Annotated in this window: 15 protein-coding genes; 8 read left to right on the forward strand and 7 right to left on the reverse strand. The window is 70.3% G+C overall.

Annotated elements, in window-relative coordinates; genetic code table 11:
• Positions 1-223: 223 nt before the first annotated feature.
• A complete protein-coding gene (locus LZ199_RS42145; protein WP_253999466.1) occupies positions 224-898 on the forward strand; it encodes a hypothetical protein in 675 nt (224 codons plus the stop codon).
• An 18-nt stretch (positions 899-916) separates the two neighbouring features.
• Here the strand turns inward: LZ199_RS42145 and LZ199_RS42150 are convergent, their stop codons facing one another.
• Entirely contained in the window at positions 917-3457 is a 2541-nt protein-coding gene (locus LZ199_RS42150; protein WP_253999467.1) for a serine/threonine protein kinase, read from the reverse strand.
• Positions 3458-3929: 472 nt separating this feature from the next.
• Here LZ199_RS42150 and LZ199_RS42155 point away from each other — a divergent pair, with 472 nt between their 5' ends.
• Both LZ199_RS42155 and LZ199_RS42160 read left to right on the forward strand, forming a co-directional pair.
• Complete coding sequence (locus LZ199_RS42155; protein WP_253999468.1) at positions 3930-5666, forward strand: S8 family serine peptidase; 1737 nt, start codon at positions 3930-3932, stop codon at positions 5664-5666.
• A gap of 167 nt (positions 5667-5833) precedes the next feature.
• Complete coding sequence (locus LZ199_RS42160) at positions 5834-6526, forward strand: hypothetical protein (RefSeq protein WP_253999469.1); 693 nt, start codon at positions 5834-5836, stop codon at positions 6524-6526.
• Between the two features lie 85 nt (positions 6527-6611).
• Here the strand turns inward: LZ199_RS42160 and LZ199_RS42165 are convergent, their stop codons facing one another.
• Positions 6612-7070, reverse strand: coding sequence for a DUF2267 domain-containing protein (locus tag LZ199_RS42165; protein ID WP_253999470.1), 459 nt, complete (start codon positions 7068-7070; stop codon positions 6612-6614).
• A gap of 411 nt (positions 7071-7481) precedes the next feature.
• On the opposite strand from LZ199_RS42165, the gene LZ199_RS42170 reads away from it, so the two are divergent.
• Both LZ199_RS42170 and LZ199_RS42175 read left to right on the forward strand, forming a co-directional pair.
• Positions 7482-7892, forward strand: a complete 411-nt coding sequence (locus tag LZ199_RS42170; RefSeq protein ID WP_253999471.1) for a hypothetical protein — start codon at positions 7482-7484, stop codon at positions 7890-7892.
• 156 nt (positions 7893-8048) lie between these two features.
• A complete protein-coding gene (locus tag LZ199_RS42175; RefSeq protein WP_407667339.1) occupies positions 8049-9251 on the forward strand; it encodes a cytochrome-c peroxidase in 1203 nt (400 codons plus the stop codon).
• Positions 9252-9306: 55 nt separating this feature from the next.
• On the opposite strand, the gene LZ199_RS42180 is transcribed toward LZ199_RS42175, so the two are convergent.
• From LZ199_RS42180 to LZ199_RS42195, 4 genes are all read right to left on the reverse strand, one after another.
• Complete coding sequence (locus LZ199_RS42180; RefSeq protein WP_253999472.1) at positions 9307-10719, reverse strand: M24 family metallopeptidase; 1413 nt, start codon at positions 10717-10719, stop codon at positions 9307-9309.
• A 173-nt stretch (positions 10720-10892) separates the two neighbouring features.
• Entirely contained in the window at positions 10893-11255 is a 363-nt protein-coding gene (locus tag LZ199_RS42185) for a hypothetical protein (protein ID WP_253999473.1), read from the reverse strand.
• A 56-nt stretch (positions 11256-11311) separates the two neighbouring features.
• Complete coding sequence (locus tag LZ199_RS42190; protein ID WP_253999474.1) at positions 11312-12562, reverse strand: Kelch repeat-containing protein; 1251 nt, start codon at positions 12560-12562, stop codon at positions 11312-11314.
• Between the two features lie 171 nt (positions 12563-12733).
• Entirely contained in the window at positions 12734-13060 is a 327-nt protein-coding gene (locus LZ199_RS42195; protein WP_253999475.1) for a DUF2171 domain-containing protein, read from the reverse strand.
• 203 nt (positions 13061-13263) lie between these two features.
• On the opposite strand from LZ199_RS42195, the gene LZ199_RS42200 reads away from it, so the two are divergent.
• Positions 13264-13461 carry a hypothetical protein gene (locus LZ199_RS42200; protein WP_253999476.1) on the forward strand — a complete coding sequence of 66 codons (198 nt, stop codon included), beginning with the start codon at positions 13264-13266 and terminating at the stop codon, positions 13459-13461.
• Between the two features lie 149 nt (positions 13462-13610).
• Positions 13611-14126 (forward strand): aminoacyl-tRNA deacylase, encoded by a 516-nt coding sequence (locus tag LZ199_RS42205; RefSeq protein WP_253999477.1) that lies wholly within the window; start codon positions 13611-13613, stop codon positions 14124-14126.
• Here the strand turns inward: LZ199_RS42205 and LZ199_RS42210 are convergent.
• Entirely contained in the window at positions 14123-15142 is a 1020-nt protein-coding gene (locus LZ199_RS42210) for an ABC transporter ATP-binding protein (RefSeq protein WP_253999478.1), read from the reverse strand. The two genes, LZ199_RS42205 and LZ199_RS42210, sit on opposite strands and share 4 nt — an antisense overlap.
• A 390-nt stretch (positions 15143-15532) precedes the next feature.
• Between LZ199_RS42210 and LZ199_RS42215 the strand changes: the two genes are divergently transcribed.
• Positions 15533-16603, forward strand: a complete 1071-nt coding sequence (locus tag LZ199_RS42215; protein ID WP_253999479.1) for an RCC1 domain-containing protein — start codon at positions 15533-15535, stop codon at positions 16601-16603.
• The last annotated feature ends 131 nt before the right edge of the window (positions 16604-16734 follow it).

The following is a 16734-nucleotide window of genomic DNA, read 5'->3' on the forward strand; positions in this document are numbered from 1 at the left end:
GTGTCTCGCGCCACTGCGGGAAACAGACAGCAGTCACGTCCCGCGGTCGCCCCAGGGCAGTCCGTGGGCGCCTGTCCTCCCGGCTGGCGCCGCGCCATGAAACACCCCGAGCCCGCCTGCTCTCGCGGTGGCTTTCCGGACGAAGTCCAGGCGGCGGACAAAGGTGCATGACCCTCCGAGGTCCCCGAACGTCTATGCTCCGCGCGCCGAAGAGCGAGGGTGGATGAGCGACGGGGCGTTGTTCTCGACGGACACGGTGAGCACCGAGGCGCGGTACCAGTGGCAGCTGTGGGCCGCGGACGTGCTGGATGTGGCGACGGCGGCCCTGGTCGGCTGGGCCGCGCTGCGGGCGCTGGAGCACGAGCGGACGCCGGGGGCGATGGTGCTGGCCATGGTCCTCGCCTGGCTGGCGTGGTCCCTGGTGGGTGGGATTTGGGGACGGACGCTGTGGCGGCAGCTCGCGGGCGTGTGGCTGGTGCACAACGGAAACGCGCCGGGCGCGCAGCGGGGGCTCATCAGGGGCTTCACCACGCCGGTGGACCTGCTGGTGGCGCCCGTGCTGCAGCGCCGGCCCTTCGACGCGATGCTCGGGCTCTACGCGGAGCCGGTGACGGCGGGCGTGGGGCCCCGGCTGAAGGGCCTGGCCTCGCAGCTCCCCTGGCTGGCGGTGCTCGTGGGGGCGGTGTGGCTGCTCGTCACGCCCACGCGCGCGGAGACGCTCAAGTACCTGGGGCGGACGTTGACGGGCTGGCACTGCTGCCACGGCACGCGGGACGTGACGTGGGAGTGCCGCACGTCCCTGAACCGCGCGGTGCGCGAGGCGAGCTCCGGCCACGAGGACGTGCGCGCCGTCGTGGCGGACTGTCCGGTGGCCTCGGAGCGACTCGCGAAGCCGTGAGCCGGAGCGTGCCGGGGGTCAGCGCAGCGTGGTGATGAACTGCCCCTCTTCGCAGAACACGCCCACCTTGCCCTCCTCGACGAAGTGCTCGGCGCGGGTCGTGAAGTTCTTCACGGTCCGCTCCTTGCCGGCAAGCAGGTTGCCCAGCCTGCCCCGCTGACGGCGGTCCTTCACCACGGAGCAGTCGGTCCAGTCGAAGTCGTCGGTGTTGCGAACCAACACGTCGCCTCCGCCAAACGGGCCGATGCCACCCGCCTTCTTCACGATTCCCTTGAGCGTCTTGGACGGGGCAATCATCGGCGGTGCGGCAACGGCCGCGGGCCCCGCTGGGTCGGGTTCTTCGTCGGGGTATGACTCTAACTCGTTGCCCTGGTTGCTTCGGGTGCCGGACTCCGGCGTCGCGATGAAGGCATTGGTCTTCATCGTCTTGGTCTTGGGGTCCAGGGTGGACATGGCGGCGATGGCCGTCCTGGCCTTTGCGTTGATCTTCAGCAGGGCCGTGGTCTTACCAGCCTTGCCATGCACGAAGGCATTCCCGAGCAAGACCCGCTTCCCGTCGCGCCTGGGAGCACTCACGACCTGGAACTTCTGCTCGGGCTGCACGTTCAGGACCTGAGCGCCGGAGACGAAGAACCCACGGCCATCCTTCTGCACGGGAAATATCCCGCCGGTGGGCGAGACATAGATGACGCCCTTCTCGGACGCGGGCGTAGGCGCCTCGACGACGGCCACCGGCTCGGGCTCGGGCTCCGGAGCCGGCTTGGGGGGAGGCTTCGCCACGGGCGGCTTGGGCTTGACCGTCTCGCGGATCGCCACCTTCTCCGGCTCCGGCTTGGGCGCCGGCTTGTCGGGGGGCGGGGAGACCGGACGCACCTCGGCGGTGGTCGGCGGAGCGGGCTTCTTGTCAGGAGGAGCTGGCGGAACCGGCTTCGTGTCCGGGTTGGGGGGCGGCGGGTTCGTGGAGACAGCAGGCGGAGGCGTGGGAGCCTCGGGGCCGCCCGGACCCTTCACGAAGTGGGCCGTCGTCACCGCCGTGCCCACCATCAGCAGCAGCACCGTGAGCGCGATGACGAGCATCGTCGCGGTCTTCTTCCGGGAGGAAGCGGGCCGGGTGGCCACATCGCTCGCGGACTGGGAGACGGACACCGGCGCCACCGGGCCCGACGAGGCCGCCTGCGCCACCGGCCCCGACGATGACGCTTGCTGCGCCGCCGACTCCTGCACCACCACCTTGGCGGGTGACGGGTCCACGGGCCCCGAAGAAGCAGCGCTCGCGGAGGCCGCGGCCACCATGGCCCCACCCGCGACGGCTCCAGCTCCGGTGCCGGGACGCAGGGTGGTGGCGTCATTGCCCATCGCATCGTCGGCGGACGGAACATCCCGCCGGGCCATGCCGGCCACGCGCCGCTCGCTCGTGGGAGCAGCAGCGGGAGTCTCCGTCGGCGCGCGCATCATCGTCGGCTCGAAGCCTGACGGCGCGGTGTTCTCCGGAGCGGCCTGCGGCCCCGTACCGAACGCGCCCGTGCCCGTGCCACCGGCCAGGATTGGCATCGGCGTGGGCGTGCGGTGGTGGCTCCCGGACGACGTCACCTTGGAGATGAGCTGTCGCTGCGCGGCGAAGGCCTCCGGGCACAGGGCGCGCACGAAGTGGCCCACTTCCTCGGCACCCACGGCCGCGCCGGAGCGCACCAGCTCTCCGTTGAGCGCCCGCGCCAGCTCGTCCGCGCGCGAGTAGCGGTCATCCGGCTTGATGGCCAGCGCGCGGCGCACGACGGCGTCCAGCGTCGCATCCAGGTCACCACGCAGCCCCGTCAGCGGAGGAATGGTGGGCTGCGACATGGCCGCCATCATCTCCCCCACCGTCCCATGGGGGATGAGCGAGCGACCCGCCAGCATCTCCCACAGCACCACGGCGCACGAGTAGATGTCGCTGCGGTGGTCCAGCGCCTCCGCGCGCACCTGCTCCGGCGACATGTAGCCCAGCTTCCCCATCACCGTGGCGGGCAGGGTGTACTTGCTGCGCGCCGCGGACTTGGCCAGGCCGAAGTCGATGACCTTGACCTCGCCCTCGTACGACACCATGACGTTGTGGGGCGACACGTCGCGGTGGACGATGCCCAAGGGCGCGCCATCCGGCCCCACCTTGCGGTGCGCGTAGCCCAGGCCCTCCGCCATGCGCTGGCCCAGGAACAGCGCCACCGGCACCGGCACCTGCGCGCCCTGCATCCGCGCCTGCTCCAGCAGGTACGCCAGGTCCACGCCGGCCACGTACTCCAGCGCCATGTAGTACGTCCCGTCCGCCTCCCCCATGTCGTACACCTGGGCGATGGACGAGTGGACCAGGTGCACCAGCACCTTGGCCTCGTGGTGGAAGCGGTCCAGGAACTGCCGGTCCTTCAGCAGCGTGGGGAGGATGGTCTTGACGATGCACGGCTTCTCGAAGCCGGCCGCGCCGCTGATTTTCGCCAGGAACACCTCGCCCATGCCGCCCTGGCCCAGGGGGTGGACGAGCTCATAGCGCCCGAGGAAACGGGAGGACTCTGTAGGTGCGGTGCTCATGGCTTCTCCTGGCAGCGAAGCACCCGGACACACACGGAATCAAGCTGTCGAGCACCCTTCTCGCGTCTGTCCGACACCGTACGCCCCCGGAACATCCCGTCAACGGCCCCGGCCAGCATGTCAGACCGGTGGGGCACAACGGTGGGTGAAATCACCGCCTGGCAATACGGCCGAGCCCGCGCCTCGTTGATCGCCTCGGGCGCGGCAGTCCCGGGCCCATCTCCGACGAAGTGGGCGGGAGGAGCGGGTTTCGGGACAACAGCCCCCCACGCGGCCCGGGACGACAGCCAGTTTGAGACAGGCGGGCCACACAGGATGTGAACCCGCGCACCTCCCGCCGCCGCGCGCCCGGCACGGCCGTTGCCGCCGCGAAGGGGGATGCACTTCCTGGGGACAGATGGGGTCGACCGGCTGGAAGCCCTTCGGCCTGGCACCGCGATGTCGCCCGGGTGGTGACGGAAGGAAGTGGCTCATGAAGCGCTGGGGAGTCATCGGGCTGTTGACCTTGTCGGCCTGCATGCCGGACGAGTCCTCCGAGCGGGATGCCCAGCAGAACGTCTGCCCGGGCATCACCGCGGGCATGCTGCCAGGACAGCCCCATGGGAAGCTCGCGAACCGGGCGACGACGGACGGTGACGGACGTGAGCCGGTCATCATCCGCTACCGACGCCAGGGCGAGCTGACGGCGGGCCGGGTTCGCCAGCTGGGCGGACAGGTGACGGCGACCTTCAAGAACGTGCCGGCGGTGGCCGCGCGCGTGACGCCCGAGGAGCGGCGCGAGCTGGAGTTGGATCCGCTGGTGGAGAGCATCGAGCCGGATGCGGAGCTGCACTCGCTGGGGCCCTCCCTGCCGTCGGCGCTGGCGCTGGCGGGAGTCCTCGCGGGCACGGGCGCCACCGCGGAGTACACGCCCGAGCTGCGCCGGGTGCAGGCGCCCGAGGTCTGGGACCGGAACTCGGACGGCGTGCTGGACCCGGGGGCGGTGACGGGCGAGGGCGTGAAGGTGTGCGTCATCGACAGCGGCATGGACCTGGACCACCCGGAGCTGCGGGACGCGGTGGTGGCGGCCCGGGACTTCCTGGATGGGGACGACACGCCCAGCGACAGCCGCGAGGGACGGTGGGGCTCCGGCCATGGCACGCACGTGGCGGGCATCATCGCCGCGCGGCCGGGCCTGGGCGGCCAGGGCGGGCCGGTGCTGGACGAGCGCGGGCTGATGGGCGTGGCGCCCGGAGCACAGCTCATCATCGCGCGGGTGTTGGATTTGGAAGGCCGCACCCACATGAGCCTCGTCATGAAGGCGCTGGAGTACTGCATGGCCGAGGGCGCGAAGGTGACCTCGCTGTCGCTGGGAGGCGGCCTGGCCTCGCTCACCACGCAGGACTCGTTCAAGGCGGCGCTGGACGGCGGGATGCTGGTGGTGGCGGCGGCCGGCAATGAGGCGCAGGGCCTGGTGTCCTATCCAGCCTCGGACCCGTCCGTGCTCGCGGTGGGCGCGCTGGACAACCAGGACAAGCGCGCGGTGTTCTCCTCCTATGGAGAGGACCTGGCGCTGATGGCCCCGGGCGTGGACGTGCTGTCCACCTTCCCGCAGGGACGGGGCTCGCTCTCCGCGCTGGAGGTGGGAGGCAACCGGCCCACGTCGCGCTCGCTGCTGTATGCGCCCACCGGGGACACCGGGGGCTCGCTGGTGGACTGCGGTGACGGCAAGGGGCTGGACTCGTGCGGCGAGGACAGCACCTGCCGCGGCTTCGTCGCCTACGTGCACCCGAGCCCCTACGTGCGGCCCGACAAGGCCATCGTCAACGTGATGATGCAGGGCGCTCGCGCGGTCATCTTCGCCAGCGAGCTGATGGAAGGCGGCGCGGAAATCCTCTCGGTGCCGCAGCAAGGACACTGGGTGCCCGCCGTCACCATCACCCAGGCGGCCAGCACGCTGATGGAGCGGCAGATGGGCGCCACCGCGAAGCTCAGCCTGCATCCGGCGGACTACGCGTACATGTCCGGCACCTCCATGGCCACGCCGTATGTCAGCGGTGTCGCCGCGCTCCTGTTCAGCGCGCGTCCCAACGCCACGCCCGCCGAGGTGAAGGCGGCGCTCCTGAGCAGCGCGAAGGACCTGGGCGCCGGCGGCTTCGACGAGCAGTACGGCCACGGGATGGTGCAGGCCCGGCGGGCGCTGGAGGCGCTCATCGGCCCGCTGCCCTGAGTCTTTGAGCGTGCCCGCCCCACCCTCCGGGGTGGGAAGGACAACAGAGCGACGTGTCCACCGCCCCGCCGAGAAGAGGACGGGCGGAGGGCATGGCCCCCGGGAACATTGCCGGGATGGACCGCGGACTCCACGTTGCCTTCCGGACGCTCGGAAAGGAGTCCGACATGAAGGCATTCGTGCGTATCGCGGGATGTGTGGCGGCGCTGTGGGGATGCGCCGTGGGAGCCCAGGAGGACTACCGGCCCAGCGCGGAGCGGGCCCCCGGCAACCTGGAGCCGGTACAAGTCGAGGAGTCCAAGAAGAAGTCCTCATCGAAGCACGCCGACACCGGCCTGTACGCGCAGCTCGGCGGAGGCGCGGAGGGTTACACCGGGCAGCTGGCGCCGCGGCTCGACGCGGGGTTCACGTACGGCGCCGCCATCGGCTACCGGCCCATGGACTTCCTGGCGGTGGAGCTGGGCTACAACGGCAGCGTCAACAACGTGGACGTCGACGGGAACGGGCGGGCGGGCGGTCTGGGCGATGGCCCGGACGTGGCACGCAACGGCGGCCAGGCGCTCGTCATCGGCAACTTCACCGACACGCGGCTCCAGCCCTACGCGGTGACGGGCCTGGGCATCGACGACTACAACATCCGCCACGACGTGGTGGGCCGTCAGTTCGGCTTCCAGGACGACACCAGCGGCTACGTGCCGGCGGGCCTGGGCCTGCGCTACCAGATTGGCAAGCTCATCACCGCCGACGCACGCGTCAGCTACAACTTCCTCTTCGACCAGGACTTCGCGCCCACCTCCGCGACGCCCAACGCCCTGGACGGCCGCTACATGGGGATGCTCCAGCTGGGCGGCACCTACTAGCAGGCGGCACGACGTGAAGAAGCGTCCGGACCCGATGCGGGCGTCCGGACGCTTCATTCGTCCCACGAACGGACACGGCCTCGACTCAGGAAGGCCGGTCGATGCCCAGGCGCGACGCGGACCACGTGCCCTGGAGCCAGCGGGGCAGCTGGCTCTCGATTTTGTCCGCCTCCTGCTCCGTCACCTGCTCGCGCAGCGCCGCGAAGACGCCGTGCAGCACCAGGCGCACGTTCTCCGGCTCGGCGTTCAGGTGGTTGGCCACCTGGAGGTAGAAGTCGTCCCGGTCCACCTTCCCGCGCGTGCCGTCCGGGTGGCGAGGGCACGCATCCACCAGTCCCCTCAGGTCCTCGGGGAGCTGCTCGCGCAGCTGCCGCATCAGCCCGTCGGACAAGAGCTCCGCCAGCCCGCAGAACACCGCCTCCGCCGCCTGCTCCGCCACGAAGTCCGGGAGCTGCGCGGATACCGCGTCCATGAAGGACTTCCGGTCCGTGCCCACCCCCAGCCCCGACCACGACTGCGTCGCATCCTGTTTCTGAATCGACATGCGCGTCTCCTCTCGCGCTTTCACCGTGGGGGCGCGACGAGTGTCCGGCAGCAGGCGACAGGCCTGATTCCCGGCCGCACGCTCCGCGTCAGGGCTTGCATCCCCGCATTCCCACACATGGGATTCCCGTTCGCTCCTGGGACGTCCCAGCAGCCCTGCGCAGCGCGGTATGTCTGCCTTTGATTCGACCGATGAACTGGACTCATGGCACCCCACTCCAAGTCGTGGATATCGGCGACAAGGCGTCCGGAACCGCACGGAACTCCAGGAGATTTGCAGAAAACCCGGCACTTTCAGCGGGCGGGGAATGGGTGGAATGAAATCCCGTCGCAATTGTAGTGAGCGCGCGACGTAGGTCGCCTGTGCGGCAGTCGAGCCGCCTTCTCTTTCCCCCAAGAAGTGAGGATTTTCATGTATCGCATCGCCGTTGCCGCCCTGATTCTTGCCGCCACTGGTTGTGCCACCACGGGCGCTGGGAGCCGCGAGGGCAACGCCACCGTCGCCGGTGTCATCAAGCTGCCGGAGAGCGGGCTCGCGCAGGCGGGCAACCCGTGTGACCAGCTCCGCGTCATCGTCGCTCACGCCGCCAGGCCCTCGGAGGCCCTGGGCCACGCCATGGTGAAGTCCAGCCGTGGCAACCGCTGCTCGTTCACCATCTCCGGCGTGCCGAGCAACACCGACCTTCAAATCAGCGCGGCCGCGGAGTCCGGCCTGAAGTGCGACAACGGGTCCGCGCCCGCCATCACTCCGGAGCCGTCCACCATCAAGATGGTGAACTACGGCACCGGCACGAAGGACTTCACGGTGAGCTGCGGCGCCTGAAGTCGAAGTCGAAGTCAATGTCACGTCCCCCTTCGCTCATGTCCGGAGCGGAGGGGCCGGGCAGCCCCAGGACGTCCAGGAATTCCGGATTGATTCGCGCACAGAGGGGCGCGAAGCTCTCGGCAGACCGCCCGCGGGGCGGCACGAGGTACCGGAGTGGACCGGGCCGCGAAGGATGCGAAGAAGGACGACCCGGTGAAGATTCCAAGCAGTTGGCGCGCCGCCACGCTTGCCCTGAGCCTGGGCGGGCTGGGGCTGGCGTGCGAGTCGGAAGAGCCCTTTCCCACCCTCGACGAGTTGGACCAGCTTCGCAGCCTGCACTCGCTGTCGAGCCACCCGCGCCTGGACGCCACCAACAAGGTGGACGGCCTGCCGGTGGCCCAGGAGCTGGGGCATGACTTGTTCCGGGACACGGGCCTGTCCCGCTGCGGCACGGTGTCCTGCGAGAGCTGCCACTCCGGTGACGGCCGCACGGTGGAGACGGCGACGGCCGAGGGCTGTGGCGGCCAGCGCACGGAGCGCAACCCGCCCACGGTGCTGAACGTGCGGCACAACCGCTGGTTCATGTGGGACGGGCGGGCGGACTCGCTCTGGTCCCAAGCGATTCTGCCGCTGACGAATCCGGTGGAGATGGACTCGGACGCGGAAGTCGTGCGGGCGCGGCTGGTGGCGGAGGAGTCCTACCGGACGCGCTACCAGACGCTCTTCGGCGTGGAGCCCTCGGGCGTGGCCGCGCCGGTGCTGATGGCCAACGTGGGCAAGGTGATGGCGGCGTACGAGCGGGTGCTGATGCAGGTGGACGCGCCCTTCGACACGGACGTGAAGCGCTTCATCGCCGCGGTGGAGGCCGGCACGGCGGAGAGCGACCCGGCGTTCCTGGGGCTGAAGACCTTCGTGCGCAAGGGCCAGTGCATCGTCTGCCACAAGGGCCCCTCGCTGACGGACGAGCTGTTCCACAACGTGGGCCTGGAGGACCGGGGGCCGGGCGCGGGGGGACAGTGGGCGGTGCTCCCCCAGCTGCTGGACTGGGAGTTCAACGCGGCGGGCAGGCACAGCGACGACCCGAACGGCACGGACGCGATGCGGCTGCGCACGCTGCGCACGCAGGCGAAGCAGGAGGAGCTGGACGGCGCGTTCCGCACGCCGTCGCTGCGCAACGTGGCGCTGACGGCGCCGTACATGCACACGGGCGCGCAGGCCACGCTGGAGGAGGTCGTCGACTTCTACAACGACGGCGGCAACCCGGACGGCACCTTCACCGGCAAGCGCACCGTCACCATCGTCCCGCTGGAGCTGACGGACGCGGAGAAGCGCGCGCTGGTGGAGCTCTTGAAGTCGCTGACGGGCACGCCGCGCTGATTCACCCACTCCGGGCTCCCGCGTCCTTGTAGAGGGCGGGAGCCCGCGAGCCGCTTCAGCGCACCAGGTGGAACTCCGTCTGGCGCTTCCAGGCCCAGTGCACGCGCCCCTCCGCGTCGATGGTGATGTCCTCTTCCTGGGCAGAGCGCACGCGCTGGTTGTTCCACTCGGGCACGAGGCTCGTCGCCTGGAGCTCAATCGAGTACCACATGTTCGCCATGACCTTGTGGTCGCCGTTGCCGGGCACGCCCTCCTGCCGGTCCCACAGGCCCACCATGGCGCCCGCGCCGTGGCCGTGCAGGCCAATGGGGTGCGAGTAGATGGTGCCGTCGATGCCCTCCGACGCCATGCGCTGACGGGAGCTCTTGAGGACCTCGTTGCCGGTGCGGCCGGGGCGCAGCTCCTCGAAGACGATGTCCTGCAGGCGGTTGGACGTCTTGAGCGCGGCCTTCAGGCCGGCGGGTACGTCCTTCTCACCCTCGCGCAGCACGTAGCCCATGTGCTGGGTGTCGGTGTTGAGCCGCAGGGCGGTGACGCCGTAGTCGCAGTGGAGCACGTCGCCGCGCTGGATGACGGGGTCCTCGCCGAGCTGCTCCTCGGTGGCGCCCTGACGCTGCACGTCCACGGACGGCTGGAACCAGGTGTCCAGGCCCAGGTCCGCCAGGCGCTGGCGCATCCACCACTCCACATCGGAGATGCGGGTGACGCCGGGGGTGATGACCTGGTTGGAGAAGGCCGTCTCGATGATGTTCCAGGCGAGCTTCGTCTCGTCCTCGTAGAAGCGCACCTCGTCGGGGATGCGCCACGCGAGCAGGTCCACGGGCAGGCCTTCCGCGGGCTTGAAGCGCCTCACCCAGTCGGGGCCGAGCGCCTGGGCCATGCCCTCGTACTCGCCATGGGAGAGGCCGTCGGCGAAGGCGAACGTGCGGGAGACGTCGAGCGCGATGCTCTTGGGCTGGCGCTCCTCCAGCACCTGCTTGAGCACCAGCCACTGGTCCGGGCCCCACAGCTCCGCCTGGCGCAGGCCCTCTCCGCCGTGGTTCACCTGCTGCTGGGCGCGACGCGGAACATAGACGCCGCCCTGCGGTCCACCGCCGAGGGCCAGGCGCTCCACGCCCTTCTCCGGGCCCAGGTCATGGAACACGTAGATGGTGCGACGGCGCGCGGCGAACGTGGTGGGTGACACGAGCGCCTTGAAGACGGGGTCCTCGTTGTACTCGCGCATGGGGACGACCCACAGCTCGATGCCGTACTTGCGCATGAGCTGGGGGAGCGCCGTGTCCATGCGCTCGCGCAGCCAGGCCTGCTGACGCTCGGCCTGCTCACGCAGGGTGCCGAAGGGACGCTCCGGCACGGAGTCCTTCGCTGTCGCTGTCGCTGCGGCGGTGGCGTCCGGAGCTTGTGAGGAGACGGAGGCACATGCGGTGCTCAGCATGAGCGGTGCGAGGAGGCGGAGGCGGGTTCGCATGGGCGCGCAGTCTGGCATGCACGGACGGGGGCGTCTCGGCTGGTTGACGTGCGCGAGGGCCGGGGGCTTCGTGGCTTGCGAGGCTTTCCGCGCGAGGGGTGCTCAGCCAGTCACAGGAGGTTTCGCGCGGGGGATGGGCTGGCGCGATGCGCCACGGCTCTCACGCACGCAAGTCAGGGCGCGCCGGCACAGGCCTGCCGCTCGGGCCCACAGGCCGCGTCGATGCGCGCCGTGTCCATGGGTTGGCACTGGTTGGAGAGTGACGCGTGCTGCACCTCCATCCGGATGCGCATGCACCGCACGCAGCCGGCCTTCGCGCCCGAGCCCGCGTTCAGCACCGGCTCCACCTGTTTGTAGCGCTCATAGACCTCGGTGGTGCAGACCGCCTGGGCGCGCGTGTCTCCCAGGCACGCCACCGAGTGGGCACACTGCGCGGTGGCGGCGCGACCGGCCCACTCGTCATAGGAGGGCTCCGAGACGGCATCATCGCCACAACCGAGCCACGCCAGGGACATCGCGAACAGAAGCCAACGCATGGCCGCATTTGAGCGAGAATCGGCGGGACTGTCACCCGCGTCACGGCCGGCACCGCTCAGCGCTGCGTCAGTCCCCCGGCGCGGCACTGCTGGGCATCACAGCCCTCCACGACGCAGGGTGAGCACTCGAGCATCCCACCGCAGCCATCCGGCACCGCGCCGCACGCGTCCTCCCGCGACTCGCACGTCGCCGGGACGCAGCCCGTGGACAGGTATTTCTCGCTCGAGTCGAGCATGCCCGCTGCCTCGTTGGCACCGCCCACCAGCAGCACCGAGCCGTCGCGCAGCGTCAGCGCGCCCGGCAGGCCCCGAGGCTCCGTCAGCGTGGGAGCGGACACCCAGTGGCCCGTCATCGGGTCAAAGCGCTCCACCGACGCGAGCGCGCCCGACGTGAAGTGCTCGCCGCCCAGCACCAGCACCTGGCCCTCTGGCGTCACCACCGCGGCATGGTGCTCGCGCGGCACCGACGGCGCCGCCACCAGCGTCCACTGGCCCGTCAGCGCGTCGTACACCTCCGCCGTGCTCGACGCGCGCGCGGTACCGCCGCCCACCACCAGCACGCGCCCGTCCGGCAGCAACGTCACGGTGTGCCCCTGTCGATGCGTCCCCGCCGCGCCACCCGCGAAGCCCGCCTTCTCCCAGCGGCCGGTGGCCACGTCGTACAGCTCCGCCTGCAGGCCACTCACGAAGAGCGCCTTGCCCGTGGCCAGCATCACCGCCGAACCCGCGCCACCACGCACGAAGCCCGGTGGCATCGCGGGGGACCACGTGTTCGTCACGGGGTCGAACAGCTCGGCCGAGCGCAGCGGCCTGCGGTCCGCGTCAGTGCCGCCCGCCACCAGCACGCGGCCATCGGGGAGCAGCACCGCGGCCGGATCATTCCGGGCCTCGGCCATGGGAGCCACCTGCGTCCAGGCGCCCACCGTCGGCACATACACCTCCGCGTCCGCGAGCGCGCCCGGCGCCACCACCTGAGTGCCGCCGAGCACCAGCACGCGCCCATCCAACAGCCGCACCGCCGCGTGGTTGCGACGCGCCTTGTGCATGGAACCCGTGAGGTTCCACATGCCCGTCTCGGGCTCGAACACCTCGCAGCTCGTCAGGGTGCGCTGACCATCATGGCCTCCGGCGGCGAGCACGCGCCCGTCCTCCAGCGTGACGAAGGGCAGCAGCTTGCGCGGCGTCGTCAGCCTCAGGGGCTCGACGCTCGTGTCCAGCGCGCCCCCGTCCGCGCGCGGACCGGAGTTGCACGAGAACACGAGCGCGAAGAACGCCACGCCGAGAAATGAGGTCTGGACACGTCGCATGAGCTCCACTCGCCTCGCTGGTCGGAGGGAGCCCGTGTAGCCTGACGGTCTGACATTCCTGGGATGTCCGACCTGAGTGATTCCGGACGCTTGAGCTGCGTACCGGGTCGGAAATCCCCCACTCGCGCGGAGCCCGCACCGGCGCCGCCGAATCCTCGGGACGAGGGGTGCTCAGTGGCGCACGGAGTCCTCGTCCGACAGGGTGGAGTCGTTCACCGGCTCGGTGTCCATGCCGCGCGAGTGGCGGGGAGGCAGCGCGCCGCCATCGTCATCCACCTCCAGCGTCAGCAGCGGGTGGTCGGCGCGGGACAGGTGGACCTCGTCGCCGCTGACATGGTCCACGTCGCTGAACTCCACCAGGTAGTCGTGGCGGGGAATGGGGACCAGGCCCTGCTCCAGCTCGAAGTGGATGTCACCGACAGCGGCGACCCGGCCCACCTCGCGGCCGTTGGAGTCCTTCACCGTCATTCCCTCGCGCACCTCGCCGGACTGAATCATCACGACCTCCTCGCGGCTGCATGACGCCCGGAGCACCCGGGCCCTCGTCAGGAAGAACCTGCGGGCTTGGCGCGCGTGACGACAGTCCGACGGAGCAGGCAGGGAAGCGCTCGTCGTCCTGGCGCGGGCGAAGGGAGGCGCTGGGGCGGGTGGGCGGCTTGAGCGGAGTGGAGTGCCTAACATTCGCGACAGGAGGTGGCCGCATGTTGCTGGAACTGTCCGCGGAGGAAGCCCGCGAGCTGAAGCAGGCGCTGGACACGGCGTTGCTCGAGCTGCTGACCGAGATTTCCCACACGGACCAGCGCGCGTACCGCGACTTGCTGCGTGAGCGGTATGACAAGCTGGACCATCTCAACCGGCGCCTGGAGATGTCGCTGGAGGGCAGTCAGGTCTACGCCTGAGGTGGGGCTCGCGCATCGTCTGGGAGGACGGGGCGAGGGAGCCGGGCGCCGGGGTGGCGGCTCGCGAGGCGGGCGCGCGTGAGGCGGGGCGTGGTGTGCGAGCACGCGTGTACGCACCTTCTTCCGCGAGCACCGACGGAGGCCGCGCCATGATTCCGGAGAACATCATCCAGTACCTGGAGGGACACAACGTCCCCTTCGACCGCAGGCCCCACCTGCGCGCCATCACCGCGCAGGCGCTCGCGGCGTCACTGCACGTCAGCGGCTTCCAGGTGGCCAAGTCGGTCATCTTCCGCTCGGATGACTCGCTGTGGATTTGCGTGGTGAGCGCGCCGGACTCAGTGAACCTGGACCGGCTCGCGGAGGTGACGGGCGCGAAGAACCTGCGGCTCGCGGAGGAGTCGGAGTTCGCCCCGCTCTTCCCCGAGTGCGAGGTCGGCGCGGAGCCGCCCTTCGGCAGGCTCTACGGAGTCCCGGTGGTGGTGGATGAACACCTGCGCCACGCGGAGCGACTGCTGTTCCGCGCGGGCTCCCACGCCGAGGCCCTGGAGATGCGCTACGCGGACTTCGAGAACCTGGAGGCCCCCTTCACGGGACTCATCGTCCATGACCGCCAGCGCGAGCAGCTGCGCATCGAGAACGACAGCTTCTCGCTGCAGCCCTAGCCCTGGGCCCGTCCCGTCCGCGCATCGAAGCGTCGCAGCTTCGATGCATCGAAGCGCAGCGACACAGGGGTGCCCGAGGCGGCGCGGAAGTCACCGGGTGCACGGGCCACGAGCTGCTCGCCCGCCACGTCCACCGTCACCCAGCTCTCCGCGCCCATGGGCTCCACCAGATACACGAGCCCCGTCAGCGCGCCCGGTGACGTGGAGTCCCGAGCCATCACCTCCAGGTGCTCGGGACGCAGTCCCAGCACCACGTCCTCGGCCTCCAGGCCCAGCGTCCGGGGCTTCACCTGGTTGATGCGCGGTGAGCCGAAGAAGCCCGCCACGAACAGATTCGCGGGCGCGTCGTACAGCTCTCTCGGCGGCGCCACCTGCTGCACCTCGCCCTGGCTCATCACCACCACCCGGTCCGACAGCGTCATCGCCTCCGACTGGTCATGCGTGACGTAGATGAACGTGGCCTGGAGCCGCTCGTGCAGCTTCTTGATTTCACCGCGCATCTGCGTGCGCAGCGCCGCGTCCAGGTTGGACAGCGGCTCGTCGAACAGGAACACCTTGGGCCGCCGCACCAGCGCGCGACCCAGGGCCACCCGCTGCCGCTGACCTCCCGACAGCTCCTTCGGCCTGCGCGCAAGCAGCGCCTCCAGCCCGAGCACCGCCGCCACCTCGCGCACCCGCGCCTCGATGTCCGCGCGCGACAGTCCGGCGACCTCCAGCGGGAAGGCCAGGTTCCTCGCCACGTCCAGGTGCGGATAGAGCGCGTAGCTCTGGAACACCATGGCGATGTCGCGCTCCTTCGGCGACATGCCGTTGACCACCTCGCCGTCGATGCGCAGCGTGCCGCCGGACAGCTCCTCCAGCCCGGCAATCAGGTTGAGCGTGGTGGACTTTCCACAGCCGGACGGGCCGACCAGCGACACGAACTCACCGTCGGCGATGTGCAGCGTCACGCCCTTCACCGCGGCCACGCCGCCTCGATACACCTTGCGCACGTCCTCCAGGGACACCGTCGCCACGCGGCTACGCCTCCCCGGAGCCCGAGCCTCGGGCCCACCACGCGCGGGTTCTCTCCATCGAAGCTGTCTCTCGGATGATGCGCATGGCAACAGACAACCCCCACGCCGCCGGGCACGGCAAGCACCATGTCACGCCGCCGTGCACCCGCTGACAACCCGCGCCTGCAGCGCCACCGTCGATGACGAAGGCGGAGCCCGTCCGCCAGGGAGGGTCGTCGGAGGAAAGCCGCAGCACAGCGTCCGCCTCACAAGCGCCGCCGCATGACGCACCTGCCCAATCCCTGGCGTGAGCAGGATTATCGTCATGCAAGGGGTTGAGCATCTCAGGACACCTGACCCAGACTCGCCGCGCGCAACCCCTTGCGCCCCTCCCCCACGAAGAGGCCTCTGATGCGAAGCCCTCTGTTGCGGTCACCTCGATTCTGGCTGTTGAGCGCGGCGGTGGTCCTCGGAGGTCTGGGTTGTGGTGAGAGCGACGTGGGCTTGGGGTCCCCTGACTTCGCTTCGTCTCCCCGCGCGCTGGTCTCCCGCAATGATGTGGTGGCCGCGGGCGACGGACACATGCTGAGGCTGGGCCTCCTTGGCACCGTCGGGGCCTCGGGCTTCAATGCCGTGGGCCAGCTCGGGGACGGCACCCTCGTCGACCGGAGCACCGCGGTCCTCGTCCCAGGGCTCTCCGGGGTGGTGTCCATCGCCGCGGGCGCGCATCACTCCCTCGCGCTGCGCTCCGACGGCGTCCTCTGGGCCTGGGGCTTCAATGCCTTGCGCCAGCTCGGAGACGGCACGAGCACCGACCGCGCCTCGCCCGTCCCCGTGTTCGCGCCGGTGATGGGAATCGCGGCGGGCTACCTCCACTCCCTCGCCGTGCGTCCCGATGGCACCGTCTTCGTCTGGGGCGACGGATACTGGCGCGCGCCCGTCACGGGACTCACGCAGGTGGTGGACCTGGCCGCCGGAGAGGGCTTCTCGCTCGCCCTGCGCGCCGACGGCACCGTCTGGACCTGGCCCACCAGCACCACCACGGCCACCCAGGTCCCCCACCTCACCCAGGTGTCCATCATCGCCGCCGGAAGATGGCACTCCCTGGCCCTGCGCGCCGATGGCACCGTCTGGACCTGGGACGCCTCACGCCCGCTCACCCAGGTCACCGGCCTCTCCAACGTGGTCTCCATCGCCGGAGGCGAGGGCTACTCGCTGGCCACCCTCGCCGACGGCACCGTCTGGGGTTGGGGCGCCAATGGCTGCGGCCAGCTCGGGGACGGCACCACCACCGACCGCCTCACCCCTGTCCAGGCCGTTGGCCCCCGCTATGTCGTCGCCGTGGAGGGAGGCTGGCGCCACTCCGTCGCCCGGGCCTCGGATGGCACCCACTGGGTCTGGGGCTGCGATGACTGGGGTCAGCTCGGAGACGGCGCGAGCAACACAGCGCGTCATCTCCCCGTCCAGCTCCCCGCGTTCTAGGGCCACCCCCAACCACACGCACTCACAGTCAAAGCCATACGGCCCGCGCAGGGGCCCATGGTAGCGTCCACCCACATCATCCAGGGCGAGGACTGCTCCACGCGGCCTCGCCCTTCCTGACGACCCGGGGG

Source organism: Myxococcus qinghaiensis, from assembly GCF_024198215.1.
Taxonomy (GTDB): Bacteria; Myxococcota; Myxococcia; order Myxococcales; family Myxococcaceae; genus Myxococcus; species Myxococcus qinghaiensis.

Bases quoted from the DNA above. Each gene is read 5' to 3' on its own strand.
- LZ199_RS42145 (WP_253999466.1), top strand. From the start codon at position 224: ATGAGCGACGGGGCGTTGTTCTCGACGGACACGGTGAGCACCGAGGCG.
- LZ199_RS42150 (WP_253999467.1), bottom strand. From the start codon at position 3,457: ATGAGCACCGCACCTACAGAGTCCTCCCGTTTCCTCGGGCGCTATGAG.
- LZ199_RS42155 (WP_253999468.1), top strand. From the start codon at position 3,930: ATGAAGCGCTGGGGAGTCATCGGGCTGTTGACCTTGTCGGCCTGCATG.
- LZ199_RS42160 (WP_253999469.1), top strand. From the start codon at position 5,834: ATGAAGGCATTCGTGCGTATCGCGGGATGTGTGGCGGCGCTGTGGGGA.
- LZ199_RS42165 (WP_253999470.1), bottom strand. From the start codon at position 7,070: ATGTCGATTCAGAAACAGGATGCGACGCAGTCGTGGTCGGGGCTGGGG.
- LZ199_RS42170 (WP_253999471.1), top strand. From the start codon at position 7,482: ATGTATCGCATCGCCGTTGCCGCCCTGATTCTTGCCGCCACTGGTTGT.
- LZ199_RS42180 (WP_253999472.1), bottom strand. From the start codon at position 10,719: ATGCGAACCCGCCTCCGCCTCCTCGCACCGCTCATGCTGAGCACCGCA.
- LZ199_RS42185 (WP_253999473.1), bottom strand. From the start codon at position 11,255: ATGCGTTGGCTTCTGTTCGCGATGTCCCTGGCGTGGCTCGGTTGTGGC.
- LZ199_RS42190 (WP_253999474.1), bottom strand. From the start codon at position 12,562: ATGCGACGTGTCCAGACCTCATTTCTCGGCGTGGCGTTCTTCGCGCTC.
- LZ199_RS42195 (WP_253999475.1), bottom strand. From the start codon at position 13,060: ATGATTCAGTCCGGCGAGGTGCGCGAGGGAATGACGGTGAAGGACTCC.
- LZ199_RS42200 (WP_253999476.1), top strand. From the start codon at position 13,264: ATGTTGCTGGAACTGTCCGCGGAGGAAGCCCGCGAGCTGAAGCAGGCG.
- LZ199_RS42205 (WP_253999477.1), top strand. From the start codon at position 13,611: ATGATTCCGGAGAACATCATCCAGTACCTGGAGGGACACAACGTCCCC.
- LZ199_RS42215 (WP_253999479.1), top strand. From the start codon at position 15,533: ATGCGAAGCCCTCTGTTGCGGTCACCTCGATTCTGGCTGTTGAGCGCG.